Origin of the sequence: Priestia sp. FSL W8-0001 (assembly GCF_038050335.1) — a bacterium.
Lineage (GTDB): Bacteria > Bacillota > Bacilli > Bacillales > Bacillaceae_H > Priestia > Priestia flexa.
The window spans coordinates 2261851-2285454 of record NZ_JBBPAL010000001.1; the positions used below are offsets into that span (position 1 = coordinate 2261851).

Below are 23604 nucleotides of genomic sequence, written 5' to 3' on the forward strand. Positions count from 1 at the left end.
TTTTTACAAAACGTTCCTAAAATGCATAAAAAACTAAGACGTTTACCTAACACACTTTCTATAGGAACTTGAGTATACTAACTCATAGATTCTACTAGAAAGGAATGAATATAACAGTGTCATCCTCTCACCAAACTCATTGTGTAAATGCATTTCACCTTTATGATTGGGTACAAAAAAAGTACGAGGGTGAGCTAGACGTCTTCAAAAGCGATGGAACCGATGAAATTATTAACGGCATTAATTTATGCGAACTTCTGTTACAGCGCAATCGCTTTTTTATTGAAGCTATGATTGTAGATGAAAATGGATGTCCAACCTCACCAGAACGAGGCATTACTACGACTGAACTAACCAACTCAATGATGCGTACGAAAAAGAAAGTAAATGACGAAGATAATTGCTCCTCTCTTTATCGGGCAGTCATGCAAAAACAAGGACGTTATGTGCTTAAGCTAGTTGATCAAACAACTGGTCAAATTTGTCGATCTAACCCCATTCCCTTTACCATTCAAGAAACCGTATACCTTTATGCACCGACAGGTACAACTGTTCAAAGTGACGTGACAAGCGTCGAGTTTACCGTAACTCCTTCATGCATAAACCGTGAGCAAGAGCTTCGCGTAGAAGTAAGCATTTGTCAAAACGTAACAAGTGGTTGCAGTAAAACCATCCAACTCGAAGGTGCTTACATTCATCCAAGAGAAGAACTTCAATCCAGTCATTGTAAACATAGCCACTATTAACATAATTAAAAGCACTGTTTCGTACTCTGAAACAGTGCTCTTTTTATTTAGCTTGTTCTTGTGCAATCACTTGCTGTATGGAATCTTTATGAGCAGCTTTCACACGTTTTACTTCCTTTTTAATAGTTCGCGCATGCTGCATAGTTCCCATCTTCTCATGAATTCTATAGTATAGAAGCGGCTCATCAATATAGTAAACAGAAAACTGTTCGATAATTCTCAGCCACATATCATAATCATGCGTATACGGTAAGGTTTCATCAAATATCCCTACCCGGTCGAATACTTCTTTTTTAATCATAACGCTACAGCCGTTAATAAAATTACCTTTGCTCATCTCTTTTAGTATCTGAAGTCGAGTAGGGTAGTAAATACCGATTCCTCTAGACGTAATTGCCCCTACCTTATTAATTAAATGATAATTTGTATAGGAAAAAGACGCGTTAGTTTTAAGCATGTATGCCAGCTGATTTTCAATTTTATTTGTGGAGTACATATCATCTGAACTTAACCAACAAATATAATCTCCGGTCGCACGACTCAGCCCCATGTTTAATGCGCTAGCCGTCCCTCCGTTTCCCTTTTCAATGTAAATGATTCGATCTAAGTAAGGGGTAATTTTCTCATAGTGTTCAGTGGACCCATCGTTGATTACAATAACTTCAATGTGTGGATACGTTTGCTTAAACACACTATCAAGTGCTTGATCGATATAGACACAGTTATAAAAAGGTACAATAATCGATACTTTTTTCACTATCTAAACTCCTCCTTTCCATTAACGTATGAACCAATACTAAATCCGTGCTTATTGAGAGTTTTTATGTCAAATGAACATAAACTCCCCCTCTAACATATATGTATAAAATAGCATGAATGAAATGGAAACATATGCTTATATGTAAAATTTAAAAAAGAGGAGGTCCTTTCCAATGCTTCACTCTTCTTACGCATCATTTTCAGGTAGTGAACAACTTAAAGCAGACCCACCGACTTCTGTTCCTATTTCGAATACATTTACGATTGAATTTTGGGTACGCCCTTCAAAGGAACAGTTTCTTGAAAACGAGGCTCGCTCAGGTATATCTACCTTTAAAAACCAGCCGTTTGTCATTGCGCCTGATGATGACCAAGTTCTCAACAATACTGAAGCGTCCGTTGCCATTTCCGTTGGAACGAACGGCATCTCTATTTATGAAGTGGGGAAAAATCATTTTACACCAACGCTTGTCTTTCCTTGTGTAGTGGAAGAATGGACGCACCTTGCACTCGTTTATCACAATCGTATTCCTTCTCTGTATATTAATGGAAAATTTGTCAAAAAAGGAATTTTAAGCCGTCGAAGAAAAATCGTTCCACATTTTTGTTTCGGTGGCCATCCTTCATATGGCTACTTCCAAGGTGATTTACAAGAGGTTAAGCTTTGGAACATCGTACGAACAGAACCGTTTATCCAAGCCTTTTTCAAAAAAACGATTGAACATGTAGAAGATCATATGATTAGGTACTGGCCACTTTGTAAAGAAACAACTGCTCAGCCTGTCATTAAAGCATCCTTTCCTACTACAGTAACACCCGTAGACTCAGATAGAAAAAAACTATTATTTACGTTTTATATTCCAAGCGGTGGCGTTGAAACGCTAAATCGACAGCGCTTTTACGCTTTGTCTGAATCAGATATCCAATGTGATTTTTTATATACGCAGTCTGGAACTGGTCTGCAAAACAAAGTAAACGCTTCTGTCTTTGTGACAAATGAAGATGTAAAAATAAAAGAAATTATTTCAAAAGGACGCTATGACGCTATTATTGTTAATACAGATTATCTTCTTTTAAAAAGGTTGAGACATTTAGGTTATAAGGGGCATTTGATTTATGAAGTGCAAGGATTAGGAACGGATAAAGAGTACACAAATGCTTATTTGAAAGGGGATGCGCATTCTTATATTAAAAACTATAGCGATGCCATTCTATATCCTAACACCCCTCATCTTATCAATGCTTTTCAGCAATACTTCTCTTCAAAATCACAGTTTTGCTTTCATAACTGTTTTGATACAAAGCAATTTCATTATCAACCGCTACCAAAGCATCCTACACCAATTATCGGATGGGTAGGAAGGCTTGAGGATAATAAAAACTGGCGTGATTTCCTTCGCATTGGAGCTGATATTATAAAACATTCTTCTGATATCAAGCTTTGGATGTTCGAAGACAATACGCTTTCAACTCCAGCTGAACGTGAAGCGTTTGAGCGTTTGCTTGACCAGCTCAACCTTAGAAGTCATTTAACTATTTACGCCAATCAACCTCATGCCAAAATGGCAGAGTATTTTTCAACCATTGGGGATTCTGGAGGATTTTTATGCTCAACTTCTAAAGTAGAAGGTTTCGGCTATGCTGTATTAGAAGCCATGGTATGTAGATGCCCCGTTTTATCAACGGATTCTGACGGTGTCAAAAGCTTTATTATTCATAATCAAACAGGAAAATTTTTCACCCTAGGTAATATTGAGGAAGCAATCAGAGAAGGCATCGAGCTTCTTACAGATAAAGCTTTGCGTGAAACTATCCGAAATCAAGGTATTACGCATATTATTCAGCATTTTTCACCGCAGGAATATGCGGTTCACTTTAAACAAATGCTCTCTCAGCTTTAAAAAACCCCTTCTATCCGCCAAATGTTAACGAATAGAAAGCGTTCATATTATGAAACAGGGCCAATTGTAGTTCCAGTAAACGTTAGAGGACCGGTAACACGAGCTTGTGTTAGGAGCGGATTTAACGACTCAGCAGTAATCGTGTACGCATGATAGCCAACAGGAGCATTTGCATCTACAATTTGAAATGTAGCAAGTCGAATTTCATTTACTGCCAGCGTGCTTACTTGAACAGATCCGATAATACCACCGTCACGTAACACATTAACTAAGATGTTTGGTAACCCTAAGAAAGAGCGAATACCAACGGTCCCTTCTAACAAAACATTGGAACCAGAACGAGGAACAGCTAGTCCGAATTCAGCTAAAACAACAGTTCCTCTAGTCGGAATGACTCGATCTAAACTATTATTAAAGTTACTTGGCACGCTTGCACTAAAGTCATCAATAGGTCTCAATTTATTCTCCCCCTAAATTAAAATATACTTACATTTTATTATATGAATTTTGTCTAAAAGTGCTTGGACAATAAAACTATTTTTCAACTGTTTTATTCTTTCAAATTTTATAACAAGCCTTTCATTTTAAGCATGAAAGAAAGAAGGGATTTAAAATGGAAAAAGTATCAATTATTATTCCTTTTTATAATTGTTCCTATGTTAATCAGGCAATTGAAAGCGCACTTGGACAAACGTACCCAAACATCGAAGTGGTTGTGGTAAATGACGGATCAACGATGCATACTGAAAAAATCACGCCTTATTTAAATCAAATTCGCTATGTAGAAAAGCAAAACGGAGGAACTGCCAGCGCTTTAAACATGGGTATTCAGCACGCAACGGGCGAATATTTTGCATGGCTTAGCTCGGATGATTTGTTTGTTCATGATAAAGTAGAAAAGCAGCTAAACTTTATGAAAGCACATAACGCTTATATTAGTCATTCAAACTATGCACTTATTAATAACAACAGTGAAGTAACTGTGCCTTTAGCCGGTGTTTATTTTGACCGCAAGCTAGATTTTATTGAACATCTTCAAATTGGATGTAGCATTAACGGCTGTACAATCATGATGAAAATGGAGGTATTCACTACGCTTGGCTTATTTAATGAAGCTCTTCGATTTACCCAAGATTATGATTACTGGCTGCGCTGCGTTCCTGCTTATGAGTTTTATTACCTTAATGAACCGCTTGTTCACTACCGCGTGCATGATGAGATGGGAACAAAAAAACATACGTCGGAAATTGATCTTGAAGTAAAAGCAGTTCAAGAAGCTCATCGTCCCGTGTTAGCCAACATGGTAAATCTTGAAAAGAATTCATCTGCTCAGGCTAACTCTTTAACAACTCAATCTTTAAATACGCCTTTAAACATTACGTTTCCTATTTTAACGCTGTGCAAAGGTGGCGCTCAGCGCATGCTTGCTGATATTAGTAACGGCCTTGTTGATTTAGGGCATAATGTAACCATTTTAATGCCTCCACAAGGTGACATAGAGTATGACGTAAAAGCAAAGATTACAAGGACTCTTGGTGCTGTGATAACGGAGCAAGACTATCCCAACAGTGACTTAATTATCTCAAACTTCTACTCAACCGTTCCGTCTGCTGCAGCTGCAAGCGCTCAAGGAAAAGGCGTTCACGCGCGCTTTAGCTTGAGCTACGAGCCCGTGTTTCTTCCTAAACAAAGCGTTTCTTTTCAGTCTTACAATACAACACCCTATTTGCTTGTCATCTCACGGTATCAGCAAGAATTAATCTCGTTACTTCATGGGATTAAAGGTGAACATATTCCTATTTATGTCAACCCTAACTTTTCAAAGCTTTCACTCTCTAATAAAAGAAAACCGTTCACCATCTCTGCTATTGTGAGAATACCAGAAGGCGGATATTCTTGGCAGCGGGATCAGGATTATTTAATTGAGCAACTAAAGGTTGTCAAAAAACAGTTTCCAAGTGTACGAATTAACCTGATTTGTCCACCAAATGAGTTTGCTCAGTCTCCTACTCTACAAGACTTGCGAAATAAGGAAGGCTTTTTATTTTATTCTCCAAAAGATGACTATGAACTGTGCGCTTATTACAACCGAGCAGATATTTTTGTTACTTCGTCCATTTATGAAACAGCTGTTTTACCGGGGCTTGAAGCAATGAAATGTGGTGCTGCAATCGTATGTGTCTATGCAGGTGGGAATACCGAATACGGTCGTCATGAAGAAACCTGCTTAATGTCTTATCGCTATGAAAATCGACTTGGGAAAGATATTAGCCGCTTAATTCAAGATTCTGCCCTACTTGCGAAGTTAAAAGTTAACGGACAGCAAGAAGCTGAAAAGTGGCAGCTCTCAAACAGCGTCGCAGCGTTTGAAAAAGCATGCTATTCCTTTTTACAAGATGCACACAAATAAACAGGCACATTTCACTGTGCCTGTTTATTTGTGTTGATGTTTATATAAGGAAGCTGTGCATTCCTATACGATTAAGATTCATATAATTATCCCTTTGTCCCTCCGGCTGTTAAGCCTGAGATAAAGTACTTTTGACAAACTAGGAATAAAAGAGCAATCGGAACGGCAATGAGTACAGACCCTGCCGCAAAAGCTGTAAACTGATTTCCGAATTGTCTTGAAATCATATCATATAAACCAACTGCCAGCGTGTAATTTTCGCCTGAACGAAGCAATACCTTTGCTAAAATGAAATCTCCAAACGGAGCTGTAAACGTAAATAATGCAATAACAGCAATGATTGGTTTGGCTAATGGCATAACGATTTGGAAAAAGATACGAAGATGCCCAGCTCCGTCCATCTTTGCGGACTCATCTAGCTCTTTTGGAATCGTATCTAAATACCCTTTCATTAACCATGTATTCATTGGAATAGCTCCACCTACATAGATTAAAATTAACCCAAGGTGTGTATCAATTAACTTTGTAACCGTCGCAAGCACAAAAATAGCAATTAATGCTGCAAAGTTTGGAATCATTTGTAACACCAAAAACGTTAATAATCCATTTTTTCTTCCAACAAATCGATAACGAGAAAATGAATAGGCAGTTAGGCTAACTAAAATAAGAGATAAAATCATTGTTGAGATACTAATTTTCAACGAGTTCGCATACCAAATTAAATAATTACTTTGGCTCGTATCAAATAGAGCTGCATAGTGCTTGAACGTAGCATTTTCCGGAAACATTTTTTGAACCAGACAGGCTATCTCCGGGATTTAAAGACGAACCAATAATCCAAAGAATTGGATATAAGATAATGGCAAACATAACTAGTACAACTGCGTATGATAAAGTGAGACGAATGGTTTTTTTTGTTTTTATACTCATAGTTACATCATATCCTCTTCTTGGAATGATTTTGTGCGCTTAAATTGCCATAGCGCCACAGTGATAACAATCACTGACAATAACATTGTAATGGCTGCAGCTTTTCCATATTGCTGAGTCGTCATCGTCAGCTTATAAATCCATGATATTAGAATATCTGTACTTCCAGCTGTTTGACCTGATACCGCAGGTCCACCAGCATTAAATAAGTAAATCACGTTAAAGTTGTTAAAGTTAAACGTGTACTGGGTAATTAAAATTGGTGCCGTTGCAAAAAGAACAAGCGGTAACGTAATTTTCATGAATTTTTGAACAGCCGTTGCCCCATCTACAGTTGCCGCTTCGTACAACTCCTCTGGAATTGATTGAAGCACACCTGTTGTCATTGCGAAGATAAATGGAAATCCTAACCATGTCTGGATCATAATTAAAGCCACTCGGCTCCAAAGCGGTTCCGTCATCCAATTTATTCCTTCAATTCCTAAAAAAGCGAGGATGTCATTATTAATCGCTCCGAAGGTCTCGTTAAACATTCCTGCAAACACTAGGATGGAAACAAAGCCTGGTACTGCCCAAGGTAAAATAAATACAGTACGAATAATTGCTTTCCCTTTTAAATCTTTTTGATTAATTAGAATCGCTAAAAAGATGCCCAATGCTACTTGAAGGGTTGTTGCGCCAAATGTCCAAATTAACGTCCATGCAAACACGCTGATAAACGTTTCTCGCCAAATTGGCACCGTTGCCATATCAATAAAGTTCTTAAATCCTACCCAATCGACAAGCTTTGCTGGCGGTGAGTGGTAGAGATCATAGTTTGTAAATGCTAATAAAATAACAAACAAAATTGGAAAAATGACAACAAAAACAAGAAGAACAAAACCTGGTGAAATCATGAGATACGGAAATCCGTTATCTAGTAAATTGTGATATTGCTCTTTTACCGTACTGATACGTAGTCCTAAATCACGCTTCTCTCCGTTTTTATAGGCATCACGTAAGTTAAAAACATAAAACCCGAGTGCAAACGCGAGTAAAATAACGGACAAGATTCCGTATACTAGCAAAAAGATTGAATGGTCTCGCGGCAGCACTTCACCAAGTGTCACAAGTCCCCATAAACCAATGTTCAAAAAATCTTTAAATACAACAACGAAGGAAATAGTAAGTAAAAGAAACAACATTCCTTTTAGAATTTGACGATTATATAGCTGACCTAACCCGGGGATGATTGATAATCCTAACGCTATTTTACGATGGTTGCTACCTTGAAATGTTTGCTCGGGCTGATTTTCAGCATGTTTTAGCTCCATGTATGGCCTCTCCTTTTCATTCTAAATAAGCAAAATAGTAAGTCTTTTCATAGCGCAAACGCTTGCCTTATTAGTAAGGAAAGAGTACCCCTGAAGAATCAAAGGTACTTCTTTCCTTAAACAGATTGATTTATTTACCGCTGTGGTTTGCTTTGATGTTTTCTTCAATTGTTTTACGTGCTTCATCTAGAGCTTTTTTAGAATCTGCTTTACCCGTGATAACGGTTTGAACTGCGCTTTGCATTGGAGGCCAAACTTCTGACATTTCAGGAATTGACGGCATCGGTACTGCATCTTGAGATTGCATAGCAACTGCAGAAGCTAACTCATTGTCTTTAATAATTGGATCTTCAAGCAATGCTGTATTTGGTGGAATTTCTTGTGTTAACTCAAAGCGTTTCTTTGCATTCTCGTCGTTTGTGATATGGTCAATAAATTTTTCAGCCCATTCTTTATTAGTTGAGAATGATGTAACGTTCCAACCTTTTACACCCATAAACGTTTTAACTGGTTCACCGTTTGGTAACTTTGGCATTGGAGCGGCACCAATATCAATTCCCGCTGCTTTATAGCCTTGGAAAGACCATGCACCATTCATAACAGAAGCTACTTTACCTTCGTTAAATAGACCGTCTAATGCGCTACCACCATTTTCTCCAATAATACCATTCGGTAACAGCTTGTCTTGGTACCAAGTGTTGATGTAGTCAACTGCTTCAACCGCTTCAGCATTGTTGACACCCAAGTCTTTTGTATCAAATGAACCGTCTTTTTCACCGAATACGTAACCACCGTAACCACTTAGGAAACCATGTGCAAAGTAATAGTTATCCAGTAGCGCTAAAAAGCCATACTTCCCGTCTTTTGTGAAGTCTTCTGAAAAGGCTTTAAGTTCGTCCATTGTTTTTGGAGCCTCTTTCATAAACGCTTTATTATACACAAGTACTGGCGTTTCCGTTGCTTTTGGTAAACCGTAAAGCTTGCCGTCAAACGTCATTGCATCAATTGATGATTCACTAAAGCGAGATGTTGTCTCATCTGAAGTAGTTGTCAACTCTGCAAGCAACCCTTTTGTAACAGCTGGACCGATGTTATCATGAGGAATTGTTACAACGTCTGGAGCTGTTCCGGCAGGCCCGTCCAATGCTAGCTGCTCCTGAATTTTTGTTGTTTCTACTTCTTTATACTCAATTTTAATACCATGTTCTTTTTCAAAACTTTTAATTGCATAGTCTAGTGCTGGTCCTTTATCTTTATCTTCCCAAACAACTAGCTTTTCTGGTTTTTCTCCCCCACTCCCAGATCCTGGTGTCGTGCTTGTTGCGCCTTCTTCTGGACCACATGCTGCTAACATACCTACTGTTAGCGCTGAAGTCATGAAAACTGATAACGCTTTCTTCATTTTAACCCCTCCGTTGACCTATTATGTTTGACTTGTGCAACCGCTTGTACAACTCCCTAAAAATAGAACGCTTTCATTTTATAGCGAAAACGTTTGCACAATCTATAATCTCTATTATACTTATAATCAACCATTTGACAACTACTCTTTTTCATATTTTTATGGAAAACCAAACTTTATTTTCAATATTGATTATTTACACTCCCCTCCTTATAAAAAGAAAAGCTGCCTTTTTAGAGAGCTTTCTTTTGTTTATTGATTTATATGAAAACGTGTACTACTTTAATCCTTGGTTTGTCGATGAAATGTCAGAATATCTAAAAGCGATTTCTCAAGCGAATAGTTTGGTTTCCAGCCTATAAGTTGAAGGGGTGACGTATCTGGTATTAAGAAAGGTTCACTGTTCGCTTCATCATTCGTAATCTGGAAATCTACGTGAGCAAGCGTTCTCAGCATAGAGGCAACTTCTTTTAATGAATAGCAGGCAGAGGAGGCGATTTCATAAACTGCCTTCCTTTGACCAAATAAGAATAAATGTTCATATGCTGCAACAGCGTCTCTCACATCAATAAAATTGCGCCTGGCTTCTAAATTGCTAATGTGAAGCTCTTTCTTTTCATCGCCTTTTTCCATAGCAGCAATTTTTTTGGCAAAAATCGAACAAACACCGTTGGAATGCCCAGGTCCAATTAAATTTGAAGGCTTTGCAATAACCACATCGAGATTATAGAGCTTTGCCCATGCCTCTGAGACTAGAATCTGCATCGTTTTTGAAAAGCTATATGGATGAGTCAATGTTGAACTATCTGAAGGATTATATTGGAGCGCGGATCCGGCTACTACAATTCGAGCAGTAGGCACTTTTTTTCTCACTGCTTCTAATAAATGAAGCGTTCCAATTACATTGCTGTTAACGTAAGATAAAGGCTGTTCCCATGAGCTACCGACATGATTTTGACCAGCAAGGTGGAGAATATAATGAGGATTTGCGTCTTCAACGAGCTTCATGACCTGGTCTTCGTTTTCTAAATCACAGCTAACTACGCTTGCACCTTCACAAGACATTTCCTTGCGCATTGCAGCAGTTACTTCATAGTCTTTTTTCATAAAATGCACGATTGCGTGCTTCCCTGTAAAACCGCTTGCTCCGGTAATAAGGATGCGCTTTCTCATTGCTTTTGAATCCAATCTTTCATCTCTTCCAGCATGACTCGGTAAGTAGGCGGCGTGTAAATATGGTCTATTCGCGTATTTTTAATGGTGCGATCCAACACAAATACTTCATCTTCTTCAATCGTAACATCATCTTTTTGAAACACTTCTTTCATGAGCTGAAGAAGGTCGAATTTGGAAATTTTCGGCTCGGTTGCAAGATGATAAAGTCCCGTCACGTCCTGTTGAATAAACACTTCAATTGCCTTAGCAAGCTCTATTGTTGTGACACCGTTCCATAGCGCTCGCTTATAGCCTTTGATTTTTCCAGTTTGCTTCATAAACCATAGAAATAGGCCAATTCCGTCGGTTTTTAACTCAGGTCCAATGATTGAAGTTCGAACCGTTAGGTGCTTATCGCTAATAATTTCACCTAACTGCTTGGATTGAGCATAAATGGATGTCCCGTCAGGAGCATCACTTTCCGTATAGTTGCCTTTGTCCCCTAAAAAGACGCAATCTGTACTAATATGAATAAGCTTCCCTTGGTAGCGCTCCGTTAATTTTACAAGCTGATGGGGAAGAACGCTATTAACGTGGAAAGCAAGTTTACTATGCTGCTCCGCATGATGATTTAAAATACCAATACAGTTAATCGTAATATCCGGCTTTTCTTGTTCCATTAACTTTTCAAGATCAGTTGCGTTTGTTACATCAACATACAATCCTTCTTTGTCATCTAAATCCCTTGATGTATAGACTACTTCGTACTGAGGTTTTTGCTTAAAATAAGAAGTGATAACGTGACCAGCCATTCCTTTTCCACCAAGGATTAGTATTTTCATTTAGATAAACCGTCCTTTCTCTAACATCTCTTTAATTTCTTCCTTCGTCATTAACTCTTTGCTAGAATTATAGTTCACAAGGTTCACAGGCTTAAAGTTTGCATAATGCTCTTTTAGACCTGGAATATGAATTGGCGGTAAGATGACAAAATATTCTTCATCATAAGCAATCGTTGTTGTGCTTTCGTATTCCGACAGAAGCAATTCGTGAATTTTTTCACCAGGACGAATGCCTAGTATTTCGATATCGACATTTTCTTTGTTTGAAGCATCGATTAACACATAAGCAAGGTCAATGATTTTGCATGTTGGCATTTTCATAACGAAAATCTCACCGCCAAGGCTTTCAAATGTTGCTTTAAAGACAAGCTTGATTGCATCTTCTAGCGTTAAGAAAAAGCGCGTCATGTCTAAATCAGTAATTCCTACTTTTCCTTTTTCTTGAATTTGCTTTTTAAATACGTGAATAACGCTTCCGTTTGTTCCAAGTACGTTTCCACCGCGAATGCATACAAATTTTGTCTTCGTGTTTAGTGTATTCGCATGAATAATTAAACGTTCGCCCATGGCCTTTGAAAGTCCATAGAAATTCGATGGATTCGCCGCTTTATCAGTTGAAATGTAAATTACGCGCTTCACATTACAAATGATGGCTGCGTCAATAACGTTTTGCGTACCGTGTACGTTTGTTTTTAATGCTTCTAACGGCTGATCTTCACAGACGGGAACATGTTTTAAAGCTGCAAGATGAAACACATAATCCACGCCTTGGCATGCTTCAATCAATGAATCTTTTTCTTTAATATCCCCTATTAAAAATTGAAGCTTTGGATCGTTGTCAAACTCTTGCTTCATTGTAAATTGACTGGATTCATTGCGTGAAATAATTCTAATTTCCTTTGGGTCAAGCGTTAATAACTGCCTTACTAATTCGTATCCCCATGAGCCTGTGCCACCTGTAACTAAAATCGTTTGGTTTTTAAACACTGTTAAGACCTCCTAAAATTACTTTTATTACTTTATCTGAAACATCCGGATGATCGTAGCCTTCCGGGTAAGACCATCTATTTGACTGATTTACCATGACTTTGACGCAGTTTACAATTTGATCCCCGTTTAAGCCTGATAGCATGTTGCTTCCACAATCAATCGTTTCAGGACGTTCTGTTGTTTTTCGAACCGTTACTGTTGGAACATGAAACAAGCAACATTCTTCCTGAACGGTACCGCTATCTGTTAAAACACAAAGCGCATTTTTTTCAAGCTTCACAAAGTCAAAAAAGCCGAATGGTTCATGAAACTCAACAAGTGGATGAATTTGAAGAGAAGGATGCTTATCAATGCGTGATTTTGTTCGTGGATGAATGCTGCAAATAATACGTTTTTGAAATGATTCGGCCACTTTATTAAGACCATTCATAATTTCAACTAAACGGTCTTCATAATCAACATTTTCAGCACGATGTATCGTGACTAAGAAATAATCATTTTTTTTGATGCTTAGTGCTTCTAAAATAGAACTTGCGTTAATTTGAGGAGCGTAATGGTTTAACACTTCAAAAATAGGATTTCCAGAAACCACAATTCGGTTCTTTGGAACACCTTCTCGAATAAGATTTTCTTTACTTTGAGGAGTATAAGGAAGGTTAATGCTTGAAATGGCGTCAATTACTTTTCTATTCTTTTCCTCGGGTACTTCGAGATCAAAGCAACGATTTCCAGCTTCCATATGCATCACTGTAATTCCCATACGTTCTGCTAGAATTGCACTTAGTCCGCTATTTGTATCACCCAACACCAAAACTTTATCAGGCTTTTCTTTCAAAAAAATTGCTTCTAACTGAGCATACATTGTTGAAAGTTGCTGTCCTAACGTGGCTTGCTGATTAGCAAGCACGTAGTTTGGCTTTCTAACCTGTAACTCTTGAAAAAATACGTCGCTAAGGGAAGCGGTAAAATTTTGACCTGTATGAACTAAAATATGCTTAGTTGCATAGCGGTCTAATTTGTCAATAATCAAACTTAGACGTATAATTTCAGGCCTCGTACCTAAAATGGTCATCACTTTCATTCTCTACACATCCTATACATAGTTTAGACTCCGTCTTTGCTGTATCCTCTTATTACTCTATGCTGGGAAGTAAGACTTGCTATAGGCGAGATTATTATCTTTATGCTATTAACCTACCTCTCAACATTAATCCAAACCTCATAGAATATATATACCTTGTATGCATGGAAATTTTAAAAAAAACTAGCGTTCAGCCTATAATTGACTAAGTTAAAAGGAGAGTATTATGACAAATATGCACATTTTTCTTTTTGGGCATGAAAGTCCGCATATAATTCAGCAGCTTTTAGCCAAACTGAGCGACGGTGCGTCGGTTACCGTCATTGCCAAGTCAGAAGTTCTGCAATTGATTCCGTACCACGCGGATACTATATCTCTTTCTAGTTGTATAGGAAGCGAGCTTAACAAAAGAGTTCAACGTTTAAATAAGGAGCACGTATTGTTTTTATTTAAAGGAGACGACGTAAACCTTCCGCTTTTAAAAAAGCAAACGCTAGATAAAATGAAGCTATACACTTATCCATTAACAGATGAAGAGTTAAAACTACCTCTGTTTTTTAAAAGCGCCGATTTAAAATTATTTCCATTTCCTGAAATACACGCATTTCCTTTTGTTGAAGCGATGTTTGCATATTGGGTACGCACCCTTCCTTCAGATCAATGCATACCTGTGGATACAAAAAAAGCGGTGAAGATGGGAATTCAAAAAGAAACCCGCCTTGCTTCTGCTTTTTTAGAAACTAGCCAACTCTATCAGTTTACTACTGAGCATAAAGCCAGCTCTCCTCTATCAATTATGCTAGCAGCTTATAACGCAAAGCCATTTATTCATACAGCCGTTTCTTCATGCTTCATTCAAAGCGTTTCTTTTCAAAAGAAACAACTTTTTGTAGCTGACGATGGCTCTACGGATGGAACTGTTGAAGACTTAGCTTTTCTTCAATCACAGCTAGGCTTTCAGCTCATTCAAAAAGAAAATGGAGGAAAAGCACGCGCTCTAAACACCCTTCTACCTTTAGTTGATACAGAATTCGTACTAGAGCTTGATGCAGACGACTGGCTTGATCCCAACGCTTTATCAGTTATTTCAAATCACTTACCTTCTATTCCTTCAGACGCTGCTATTTTGTATGGAAATTTACGAAGGTGGAAAGAAACACCACACAATGGATTAAAGCCAATGGGTGTTGTGCACGGACGGTCCATTCGCTCAAAAAATGAGCTTTTAGGCTACGCATTTCCTATGGGGCCACGCATTTATCGTACGTCTTTTCTAAAAGCAATTGGAGGATTTCCCGTTCTTTCTTTTTTAGATGGGCGTATGTACGAAGATGTCAGCGTCTTAAATGAGCTAATGAAGCGCTATTCGGTATGCTACCGAGATTTCACTGTATACAACGTTCGTGATCACGTGAAAAGCATCACAAAAAAAAATCACTCCAATTGGAGCGATTTCATTAAAACCTTGGATTAATTTAGGCAGTGAAGAAACGAATTGTGTTAATAGAAGTTAGGGGGACAAATACAGGCATAGCACCATACCCCATCGATTCAACAACCGTGACATGATCAGGACCAACAAGCGTAATAACTCCATCAATGATTCGGTTATCTAATCCAATTTCAGCTCGCTGACCAACATATCTTGCCAATTGAGAAAGTAATAAGCTTTCAAACATACCATTATTCCTCCTTTTAATTAAAGTGGTGTTACCGTTTCAATTTGAGAAACTAAAACGAATGTTACGGATAAATCGTCTTCAACAACAACTACATAGTCTGTACCTACAAATGATAAAACACCTGTAATTGTTGGTTCGATACCTGATGAAATTTCTAATGTTACGCGCTCATTTACTAGCGTTAATAAAGTACCTAAAAGTGGTGTTGGGGAAGTAGGTGGTTCAACAGGCTCCGGAGTTGTTCCTCCATTACAGCAAATAGCACGAAGTGCAACTGCTCTTTTCATAAAAAATCGTCTCCTTTCATCTCTTGATATTCAGCAAAAAACCTTGGCTTTTTCACTAAATATTCTCTACAGTCTATGTAGCTTAAACATGTTATGCATAGATGCTTGACCTATAAAAATAAATATTTGTAAAAAAACGGCAAGAGCGGATGTTTACTTAATTCCACTCTTGCCGTTTTCTTAGTATGATTATTTAAACGCTTGTTTTGCTAAATTAATGAGCGTCATATCGTCCATCGGCGGGTTATGAAGACCCGCTCGCACGTCACGATAATAGCGCTGAAGAGGATTTTGTCGCTGCAAGCTGCGTGCACCAACAATTCGCATTGCTTTGTCTACTACCTGAAATGCACTATTTGTGACCACATGCTTTACAGCAGCTAATTCTCCTGCCAATTCTTCACGCTTTTGTCCTTCATCCCATTTGCGCGCAACGCTATACATGAAGTGACGTGCTTTCATAAGCTCAAGCTCAATTTCTCCCATTTGCATTTGCACATTTGGAAGTTCACTGATTGTTCCTTCTATACTATTTGGTGAGTAGGTTTTAGCAAACTCTACTGCGTAGTCTCTCGCTGCGATAGCAATGCCAATGTAGCATGCTGGAATATGCAATAACCATCCGTTTGCGCCAGGCTTTTTACTACCACCAATATATTCAGCTAAATATTCTTTGGGAATCCAAACGTCTTTCAGCACTAAGTCATGACTTCCAGTTCCTCTCATTGCAATCATATCCCATGTTTCTTCAATCGAAAGTCCGGGGGTATCTCTTGGGATAATAAACTGTGCTACCTGATTTGCTTCTGGCACAAAAGCTTTAACTAAAAAATAATCCAGTACAGGTGACATCGTTGTAAACGTTTTTCGGCCATTTAACACCCAGCCATCTTTTGTACGCTCTGCTTTGGTTTCAGGAAGGCCTCCTCTCGTAGGGCTCCCTGTTTTCGGTTCCGTTGCCGCACTGTTAACAAGCGCTCCTTTTTGAATTTTTCCAAATAAAAATTCAAGCGTTTCTGGCTTCCACGGCTGCTTATCACGAAGATCCATCGTAATGCCCATATGCCAGCCAATGCTTAACGCCGTGGACGAATCACCTTGAGCAATTAACTCCTGATACAATAGAAAGTCATACAGAGATAAGTTTTCCCCTCCATTCGCTTCACTTAATGACCATGTTGTGTAACCAACATTTTTTAAGTCTTCAATGTTTTGGAAAGGAAAGCTACTTTTTTCATCAATTTCTTGAGCACGCTCTTTAAAAGCTGGAATGAGAGCTGCAAGCTTTTGGTACGATTCTTTGTTTGAATCCGTGATAAATGAATTGTGCACTATCAACCGCTCCTTTTTCACTAAATCTCTACTACGCCCATCGGTTTAATACTTATTATCATAGCACATCTATTTTCTATGATGCACTTTGGATGCTCATTATTACGAAAAGAAGTATAAGCACCTATTAGGCATTTGTAACATATGTATAATTAATCCTCTCTCTCAATCGCTTTTTCCAAATATGGAAAAGGCGATTTCATTTGTGATATGCACCTATTTTTATTGCATTCATAAGCTACATAAACGGCATTTGTCGCTAAAGGAGGTTCGCTATGTTTCCGTTTGGAAAATCACCTTTTAAAGAAAATGGATTTGGAAAGATGAATATGAAAGATATCGATCAATATGTACAGCAAGTGTTATCCAACGCAATGGGTCAGTCTTTTCCACAATATATGAAAGAAAACGACTTCTTTAAGCAAGCACATCAAATGTACCATCAGCCGCTTTCTTCTGAGCAACAGCGAAGTTCATTAACATCAAACGTCTTTCAAACGCACGATGAATGTATCGTCCAACTTTCTTTTCCAACCTCTAATAAAATTGAAGAAGTCAAGGTTGCCTATACACCTTACTCATGTACGATTACGGGTACGTATGATGGTGAACCTTTCACAGAAGAGTGTCAACTCCCTTGTACGGTCAGCCGAAAAGGAAGTAAAGCTACGTGCAGAAACGGCATTCTTGAAGTCAAGCTCATAAAGTATACAAATTTACCTGAAACAGAAATTGATGTTCATCGCTTCGACTAAAAATGCTCGCTGTTTACACGGTGAGCATTTTTCATTGCGTAACAAGCTGATATTTATCAACTTCTCGTTTTATAATAGCTTTAATTTTTTTAGCATCTACTGCTTTTGTATCCGTATTTCTAACAGCACAAGCTGCAAAATTCCCTCGATTGATTCCCAACCCTCCAAGCTGAGCACTTACTTCCATTGCTGTTTCTAAAAGTGATTCATCTTTAAGAGGCATATCCGTAACAACTACGACGTTCACCTGTTCCTTACTTTTTGTAAACAAGAATAGCCACGTATATACTCCATCTTCGTAAAATGAAATTCGTGTAAAGCGATGATCGATCCCAGACCACGAAAGTAAATCGCTGCTTTTCTCTTCATCTGTGTACTGAACGATTTGCTTACACCAATGGATACCCTTTCCGCTATCTCCCGTAGAAAGGGTGCGCAGGGAATGTTCAAAGCTTACTGACAGACAACGTTCATTTTCTATGAGCGTATATAAGTTGGAAAAAGCTTGTAGTACCTTCTCTTCTTTCGGGGGACATATGCAAGCTGCCTTTTATGGACTCCAGGATGATAAAGTACGTGTAAATCAACTCCATAGACGTGCTGAAGAGTTTGCTGGTCACTAAAAATCTCTTCAATACCTCTTGCATAAACCTCTCCATCTTTTAACAAGATGGCGTCATCAGCAAATAGTGCTGCAATGTTTAAATCATGTAAAATCGCCACAATGGTTAAGTTTTCTTCTCGCTGCAGCTCTTTTAATAAATGCAGCAGTTCCATTGCGTGCTTTACGTCTAGATGATTTGTCGGTTCATCTAACAACAAATATTCAGGTTCTTGCGCTAAAGATTTAGCTAAAAGAACACGCTGTTTTTCCCCACCGCTCAAAGCATTGAATGAGTGATGACGATATCGCCACACATCCGTTCTTTTCATCACTCTTTCAATCACTTCTTTATCATAAGGTGATTCACTATTTAAAAACCGTTTCGTTTGGAAAGGATAGCGACCAAGCGCCACAATTTCACGAACGGTAAACTCTAGACCGATTTGGTTTTCCTGCGTCATAACCGCTATTTTTTGCGCTAACTGCGTAGCTGAATAGGAGGAAATTGACTTTTGTTCTAACTTAATTTCTCCTGCTGTTAGCGGTAGCACGCCCATCATCAAGCGAATGAGCGTGGTCTTTCCGCTCCCGTTTGGTCCAAGAAGCGTGCAAAATGAGCCTTTTTCCACGGTGAAAGCTACGCTTTTTACAGTAGGCTTATGCTTTTTATACCCACCAGTTACGTTACAAACCTCAATCATTCAATCCCTCTTTTCCTAATCCTTTCTTTAATAAGCAACAGCGTAAAAATAGGTGAGCCGATGAGCGCAGTTACCACACCAATTGGAAGCTCCTGTGGGTTTAGAATGGTTCGTGCTACAAGGTCTGCCAACACAAGATAGCTTCCTCCAATCAGAATAGAAAGAGGAAGCACATGCTTGTGGTTTGCACCTACCACCAACCTTACTAAGTGAGGAATGACAAGTCCAACAAAGCCGATTGCTCCAGAGACAGATACGGATGCACCTGTCAAAATAGCTGCCGATACCAAAATGATACGCTTTCTGCTTTTTACGTTAATTCCCATAAACTGTGCAGACTGATCGCCAAACGCAAAGCCATTTAGCTCGCGGGTATTCGCAAGTAAGCCGACCGTACCGATGATGAAAAACGGGAGTAAAAGCTGAACATGTCCCCAACCTCTCATTGACACACTTCCCATCAGCCAATACAAAATTTCACGCACTCCTTGCTCTGATGATAATGCAACCATAAGAGAAATCATAGCGCTCATGAACGATGACAAAATAATACCTGCTAAAATAATAGTTTCGTTAGCTAATGTCCCGCTCGCTAACTTTGTAATACCAAATACGAGTAAAAGCGTTAAAAAGCCAGATACAATCCCAATAATCGGTAGCGTATAGGTATGCATCCCAAATAGCTGCCAGTTAAAAAAGATAGCAAGCACCGTGCCAAGAGTGGCTCCAGAAGACACCCCGATGGTATACGGGTCCGCTAATGAGTTTCGAAGCAAGCCTTGAAAAGCTGCCCCCGCAATGGCAAGAGCTGCTCCAACTAAAAAGGCAACGACTACGCGTGGAAATCGAATTTCCCAAATAATGAGCTCCATGTTACTGGGGCCATGATATAAAGATAATCCAGACATGTTTTGAACAATAATTTTAATAACGTCTGTAACGGTTAAAGACACGGTACCTACAAAAACACCAGTAATAACTGTAGTTAAAACAAGGATTATACTAAAGACATAAAATAAGACAATTTTGTTTGCGATTTTTTTCATCTTGCATCAACTCCCTCTATCGGAAACCGAGGGCCGGGATTTTAACCTTTTTGTAAAGAATCTTTTACAGATAGCACGCCCCAACCGTTTGATAGTGAATTACTTTTTATATTCACTCATGATTTCATAAATTTGTTTCATATCAATTGCTTTTCGTACATGTGCAGCTAGCTTTTGAAAAGACTCTTCCTTTCGCGCCCTACTATTAAACGTTTTCTTAATCGGCACTAATCCTTTTTGCTGTCGAATATCGTTTAAATATGCACGTCGAAAGCCATCATTATGAAAAACATCATGTATGTATGTACCAATGACGCGACCAAAAACTGCTCCTTCTTTTATACCATTTAGCTCAGCAAAATGTACAGTTGGCTTGGTAGACGTTGTTTCGCCCATATGAATTTCGTAACCTTCAATTTGATAGGACTCATCGTGTAAAATAGCCCTTCCCGTTACCCGTTCTGTTCGCTTCTTTGTTTTCATTACAGTTTCAATAGGTAAAAGACCTAGCCCTTTAACAGATTTTTGGGTTGATTCCACTTCATTTGGGTCACTTATCACTTCACCTAAAATTTGATACCCACCGCAGATTCCAGCAATATCCACCTTATTCTTCTTTGTCAAAATAGCTTCTGCTAAGCCCGTTTCATACAAGTACTTTGCGTCTTCTAACGTATTCTTGCTCCCAGGTAAAATGATTAAATCAGGCGTTCCAAGCTGAGAAGGTTTTGTCACAAGCCTTACGTGGCAATCATCTTCAAAACGAATAGGATCTAGATCTGTAAAGTTCGACATGCGAGGATAAGAAATAACGGCAACATCAAGTTCTTTAGCTGGATTTGGAAGAGTAGGGTACGTAGTTAAAGCAAGTGAATCTTCTGCATCAATCTCCACATCATCCAGATAAGGAACGACGCCTAGAACAGGAAGTCCCGTATACTCTTCAAACCAATCAAGCCCTGGTTGCAACAGCGACAAGTCACCTCGAAATTTATTAATAATCACACCTACCACTTTTGACTTATGCTCTTTTGGAAGCAGCTGAATTGTTCCTACTAAGCTAGCAAAAACGCCTCCCTTATCGATATCTCCTACTAAAATAACGGGAGACTGTGCAATATCAGCTACTCGCATATTCACAAGTTCACGGTCGTTTAAGTTAATTTCAGCAGGACTCCCTGCTCCTTCAATGACAATATGCTCGTACTCAGAAGCAAGCTCTTCATACGCTTTGGTGATAATCTCACGTCCGGTTTCAAAGAAATCTTTCCTATACTCGTACGCATACATATTTTGCAAAGGAACACCATGAACGACGACCTGCGCCTCATACTCTCTTGTCGGTTTGATTAAAACCGGATTCATATTGGTCGTTGCTTCCACTCCAGCAGCTTCAGCTTGAATTCCTTGAGCACGTCCAATCTCTTTTCCATCCTTTGTAATATAAGAGTTAAGTGCCATATTTTGTGATTTAAACGGCGCTGTTTTGAAACCATCTTCTGCAAAAATTCGGCAAAAAGCAGTTGTAAGTAAACTTTTTCCAGCGTCCGAGTGCGTTCCTTGAATCATAAGAGGAATTGCTTTTTTCATCTGTATCACGCCTTTCATAGCAAAAAGCCTTGGCTAAAAACCAAGGCTTCATGACAACATCTTTATTCTTTTGATGTGCACGTCACCTATTTTCCCCGCCGAAAAATAAGAGTTAATGTTTAAAAGCAGGTCTCCTGGCTTGTGCTTCACTTTACTTCTGCACCTTCCTAGCTCATTGCTAGCGGTTTGTTGCAGGTTCATCCACACTTACAGTAGCGGGGGCTGCATCGGATTTCCACCGATTTCCCTATTATCCTTAAACGCATAAGGCACTTTTAAAACATAATCGTTTATAAATATTTTTTACGAAGCTGTTCTTGTAGGTTCTTTGTTTTTGATTGTGTCATTATACTTGCAGTTACAAAAACCAATAAAGACAGAACAACGGGAAGCACAACCGTATGCATGCCAAATGGGTTAGGAGCGTATGTGTGAATTAAAATATACACTAAAAGCCCCGTCACCATTCCCGAAATTGCTCCATATTTATTTCCTTTTGTCCAATATAATCCTAACACAATTGGCCAAATAAATACTGCTTCAAGTCCACCAAATGAAAATAAGTTAAACCAAATGAGTAAATCAGGTGGGTTAATAGCAAACAAAAATACTAAAATTCCAATAATCATTGTTGTTAAGAAGCTCCATCTTTTCACCTGCTGCTCTTTTGCTTTCGGATTAACGTAGTTTAAATACAAATCTTTTACAATAGCAGAGCTAATGATTAATAAAATAGAGTCTACCGTCGACATAATGGCTGCCATCGGCGCAGCAAGTACAACTCCTGCTAACCAAGGTGGTAATACTTCAAGAGTTAACGTCGGCATCACAGTGTCTCCCACTTCAATTCCTGGAATTACAGCACGAGCAAACACACCAATAAGATGCATCCCTAACATAATCACACCAACTACTACCGTACCGATAAGCATGGCTTGATGCATCGCTTTCGAGTTTTTATAAGACATCGCTCGAACGGCCACCTGTGGCAGTCCCACAACTCCTACTCCAACTAAAATCCAAAATGATGACACATAAAGCGGTGTTAATGAACGATCTGCTCCGTACGGGGTCACAAGATTTGGATTTTCATTCACTAAGTCTTTCATGATTGCTTCGACACCGCCGCCAGCATAAATAGTAGCGATTAGTAAAATAATCGTCCCTACAAGCATTACAATTCCCTGCAGGGCATCGGTTAGTACGACAGCACGAAACCCACCAATTGATACATAAACAAGTACGGTGACTGCAAAGATGACAAGCGCACTTTTGTATGAAATGCCTACAAAACCTTCAATTAATCTAGCTCCTCCAACCCACTGAGCAGCTAAAGAAGCAAATAGAAAAAGGACAATGCTTACAGCAGAAACAATCACAACAATATTGCTTTCATATCGCTTTTTCAAAAAATCAACAAGCGTAACGGCATTCATCTTTCGCGAAACAATGGCGAATTTTTTGCCAAGAGTTGTGAGAACAAAGTAACCTGTTACAACTTGAATCACGGACAATAGTACCCAAGCAAGTCCGGTTTGATATGCTGTACCAGGACCACCAATAAAGCTGCTCGCACTTCCGTACGTCGCGACCATCGTCATGGCAAGAACAAACCCTCCAAGCTCTCTGCTTCCTAGAAAATAATCATTAATAAATGAACTTGCCGTGCTTGTTTTTTTAGCGGTAATAAAGCCAATCGCAAAAATTAATAGAACAAACACAACAAGAGGAACAACAACAGCCCAGTTCATTCGCTCTCACCTCTTTCTTCATCTTCTAAAGGAAGATCTGAAAAGAAAAAGCGAACAATAATCCAGACCAGTAAAATAATGAGCGGGATTCCAAGTACGCAGCTATAAAAAAACCAGGCCGGAAACCCCAATATGTATGTATACTCTGATACGGGCTTTGAACCAAGTCCGTACGCAAAACCAAACCACCATGCAAAGTGGAAAAGAGCCAGGCCGATACCGATTAAAGCTTCTTTATGTGCGATTCGATAACGCCAATCGGCTTTTTTCTTCATGTTCGTTCTCTCCTTCTTTGAAATGTTGCAGAAGATGTGCATTATGATTATA

Annotated in this window: 22 protein-coding genes, 1 pseudogene and 1 riboswitch; of the genes and pseudogenes, 5 read left to right on the top strand and 18 right to left on the bottom strand. The window is 38.8% G+C overall.

What is annotated here, in order from left to right; all coding sequences use genetic code 11:
- Positions 1–104: 104 nt before the first annotated feature.
- Positions 105–746, top strand: coding sequence for a hypothetical protein (locus MKZ18_RS12020; protein ID WP_138116876.1), 642 nt, complete (start codon positions 105–107; stop codon positions 744–746).
- A 43-nt stretch (positions 747–789) separates the two neighbouring features.
- Here MKZ18_RS12020 and MKZ18_RS12025 read toward each other — a convergent pair whose 3' ends face one another.
- On the bottom strand, positions 790–1503 hold the full coding sequence (locus MKZ18_RS12025) for a glycosyltransferase (protein WP_144593802.1): 714 nt from the start codon (positions 1501–1503) through the stop codon (positions 790–792).
- Positions 1504–1678: 175 nt separating this feature from the next.
- Between MKZ18_RS12025 and MKZ18_RS12030 the strand changes: the two genes are divergently transcribed.
- Positions 1679–3406, top strand: coding sequence for a glycosyltransferase (locus MKZ18_RS12030; RefSeq protein WP_144593803.1), 1728 nt, complete (start codon positions 1679–1681; stop codon positions 3404–3406).
- 47 nt (positions 3407–3453) lie between these two features.
- Here the strand turns inward: MKZ18_RS12030 and MKZ18_RS12035 are convergent, their stop codons facing one another.
- Positions 3454–3864, bottom strand: coding sequence for a hypothetical protein (locus MKZ18_RS12035; protein WP_061784853.1), 411 nt, complete (start codon positions 3862–3864; stop codon positions 3454–3456).
- Between the two features lie 155 nt (positions 3865–4019).
- Here MKZ18_RS12035 and MKZ18_RS12040 point away from each other — a divergent pair, with 155 nt between their 5' ends.
- Positions 4020–5816 (top strand): glycosyltransferase, encoded by a 1797-nt coding sequence (locus MKZ18_RS12040; RefSeq protein ID WP_235859194.1) that lies wholly within the window; start codon positions 4020–4022, stop codon positions 5814–5816.
- 86 nt (positions 5817–5902) lie between these two features.
- On the opposite strand, the pseudogene MKZ18_RS12045 reads toward MKZ18_RS12040, so the two are convergent.
- The 7 genes and pseudogenes from MKZ18_RS12045 to wecB form a co-directional block, all read right to left on the bottom strand.
- Positions 5903–6746, bottom strand: a pseudogene (locus MKZ18_RS12045) (sugar ABC transporter permease).
- Positions 6747–6748: 2 nt separating this feature from the next.
- Positions 6749–8059: a carbohydrate ABC transporter permease gene (locus tag MKZ18_RS12050; protein WP_251385551.1), complete on the bottom strand. Its 1311-nt coding sequence runs from the start codon at positions 8057–8059 to the stop codon at positions 6749–6751.
- A gap of 130 nt (positions 8060–8189) precedes the next feature.
- Complete coding sequence (locus MKZ18_RS12055; RefSeq protein WP_025910242.1) at positions 8190–9461, bottom strand: sugar ABC transporter substrate-binding protein; 1272 nt, start codon at positions 9459–9461, stop codon at positions 8190–8192.
- Between the two features lie 282 nt (positions 9462–9743).
- Positions 9744–10649: an NAD-dependent epimerase/dehydratase family protein gene (locus MKZ18_RS12060; protein ID WP_144593805.1), complete on the bottom strand. Its 906-nt coding sequence runs from the start codon at positions 10647–10649 to the stop codon at positions 9744–9746.
- Positions 10631–11458, bottom strand: a complete 828-nt coding sequence (locus MKZ18_RS12065; RefSeq protein ID WP_025910098.1) for a dTDP-4-dehydrorhamnose reductase family protein — start codon at positions 11456–11458, stop codon at positions 10631–10633. Before MKZ18_RS12065 ends, MKZ18_RS12060 begins: the two co-directional genes overlap by 19 nt.
- A complete protein-coding gene (locus tag MKZ18_RS12070; RefSeq protein WP_062686344.1) occupies positions 11459–12445 on the bottom strand; it encodes a polysaccharide biosynthesis protein in 987 nt (328 codons plus the stop codon). It abuts the gene before it with no gap.
- Positions 12438–13529: a non-hydrolyzing UDP-N-acetylglucosamine 2-epimerase gene (wecB, locus tag MKZ18_RS12075; RefSeq protein WP_144593806.1), complete on the bottom strand. Its 1092-nt coding sequence runs from the start codon at positions 13527–13529 to the stop codon at positions 12438–12440. The genes MKZ18_RS12070 and wecB overlap by 8 nt, the downstream gene beginning before the upstream one ends.
- A gap of 226 nt (positions 13530–13755) precedes the next feature.
- On the opposite strand from wecB, the gene MKZ18_RS12080 reads away from it, so the two are divergent.
- Positions 13756–15003 (top strand): glycosyltransferase family 2 protein, encoded by a 1248-nt coding sequence (locus MKZ18_RS12080; RefSeq protein ID WP_341344548.1) that lies wholly within the window; start codon positions 13756–13758, stop codon positions 15001–15003.
- 1 nt (position 15004) lies between these two features.
- Here the strand turns inward: MKZ18_RS12080 and MKZ18_RS12085 are convergent, their stop codons facing one another.
- The 3 genes from MKZ18_RS12085 to MKZ18_RS12095 form a co-directional block, all read right to left on the bottom strand.
- Positions 15005–15208 (bottom strand): hypothetical protein, encoded by a 204-nt coding sequence (locus MKZ18_RS12085; protein ID WP_061784849.1) that lies wholly within the window; start codon positions 15206–15208, stop codon positions 15005–15007.
- A gap of 20 nt (positions 15209–15228) precedes the next feature.
- The gene (locus MKZ18_RS12090) at positions 15229–15498 is read right to left on the bottom strand and encodes a hypothetical protein (protein WP_076512379.1); all 270 of its coding nucleotides are present in this window, start codon (positions 15496–15498) and stop codon (positions 15229–15231) included.
- A 189-nt stretch (positions 15499–15687) separates the two neighbouring features.
- Positions 15688–16830: an acyl-CoA dehydrogenase family protein gene (locus MKZ18_RS12095; RefSeq protein WP_062686353.1), complete on the bottom strand. Its 1143-nt coding sequence runs from the start codon at positions 16828–16830 to the stop codon at positions 15688–15690.
- A gap of 275 nt (positions 16831–17105) precedes the next feature.
- On the opposite strand from MKZ18_RS12095, the gene MKZ18_RS12100 reads away from it, so the two are divergent.
- Positions 17106–17585 carry an Hsp20/alpha crystallin family protein gene (locus MKZ18_RS12100; RefSeq protein ID WP_138116868.1) on the top strand — a complete coding sequence of 160 codons (480 nt, stop codon included), beginning with the start codon at positions 17106–17108 and terminating at the stop codon, positions 17583–17585.
- A gap of 31 nt (positions 17586–17616) precedes the next feature.
- On the opposite strand, the gene MKZ18_RS12105 is transcribed toward MKZ18_RS12100, so the two are convergent.
- The 6 genes from MKZ18_RS12105 to MKZ18_RS12130 form a co-directional block, all read right to left on the bottom strand.
- A complete protein-coding gene (locus MKZ18_RS12105; RefSeq protein ID WP_341344549.1) occupies positions 17617–17856 on the bottom strand; it encodes a hypothetical protein in 240 nt (79 codons plus the stop codon).
- A 206-nt stretch (positions 17857–18062) separates the two neighbouring features.
- Positions 18063–18890: an ABC transporter ATP-binding protein gene (locus tag MKZ18_RS12110; RefSeq protein WP_341344550.1), complete on the bottom strand. Its 828-nt coding sequence runs from the start codon at positions 18888–18890 to the stop codon at positions 18063–18065.
- Positions 18887–19936 (bottom strand): FecCD family ABC transporter permease, encoded by a 1050-nt coding sequence (locus tag MKZ18_RS12115; RefSeq protein WP_025910086.1) that lies wholly within the window; start codon positions 19934–19936, stop codon positions 18887–18889. Before MKZ18_RS12115 ends, MKZ18_RS12110 begins: the two co-directional genes overlap by 4 nt.
- 99 nt (positions 19937–20035) lie before the next feature.
- A complete protein-coding gene (locus tag MKZ18_RS12120; RefSeq protein WP_025910084.1) occupies positions 20036–21526 on the bottom strand; it encodes a cobyric acid synthase in 1491 nt (496 codons plus the stop codon).
- A gap of 107 nt (positions 21527–21633) precedes the next feature.
- A riboswitch (cobalamin riboswitch) is annotated at positions 21634–21818 on the bottom strand.
- Positions 21817–23277 carry a sodium/pantothenate symporter gene (gene panF, locus MKZ18_RS12125; RefSeq protein ID WP_144593809.1) on the bottom strand — a complete coding sequence of 487 codons (1461 nt, stop codon included), beginning with the start codon at positions 23275–23277 and terminating at the stop codon, positions 21817–21819. It overlaps the preceding riboswitch by 2 nt.
- Positions 23274–23552 carry a YhdT family protein gene (locus tag MKZ18_RS12130; protein WP_078989612.1) on the bottom strand — a complete coding sequence of 93 codons (279 nt, stop codon included), beginning with the start codon at positions 23550–23552 and terminating at the stop codon, positions 23274–23276. Before MKZ18_RS12130 ends, panF begins: the two co-directional genes overlap by 4 nt.
- Positions 23553–23604: the final 52 nt, after the last annotated feature.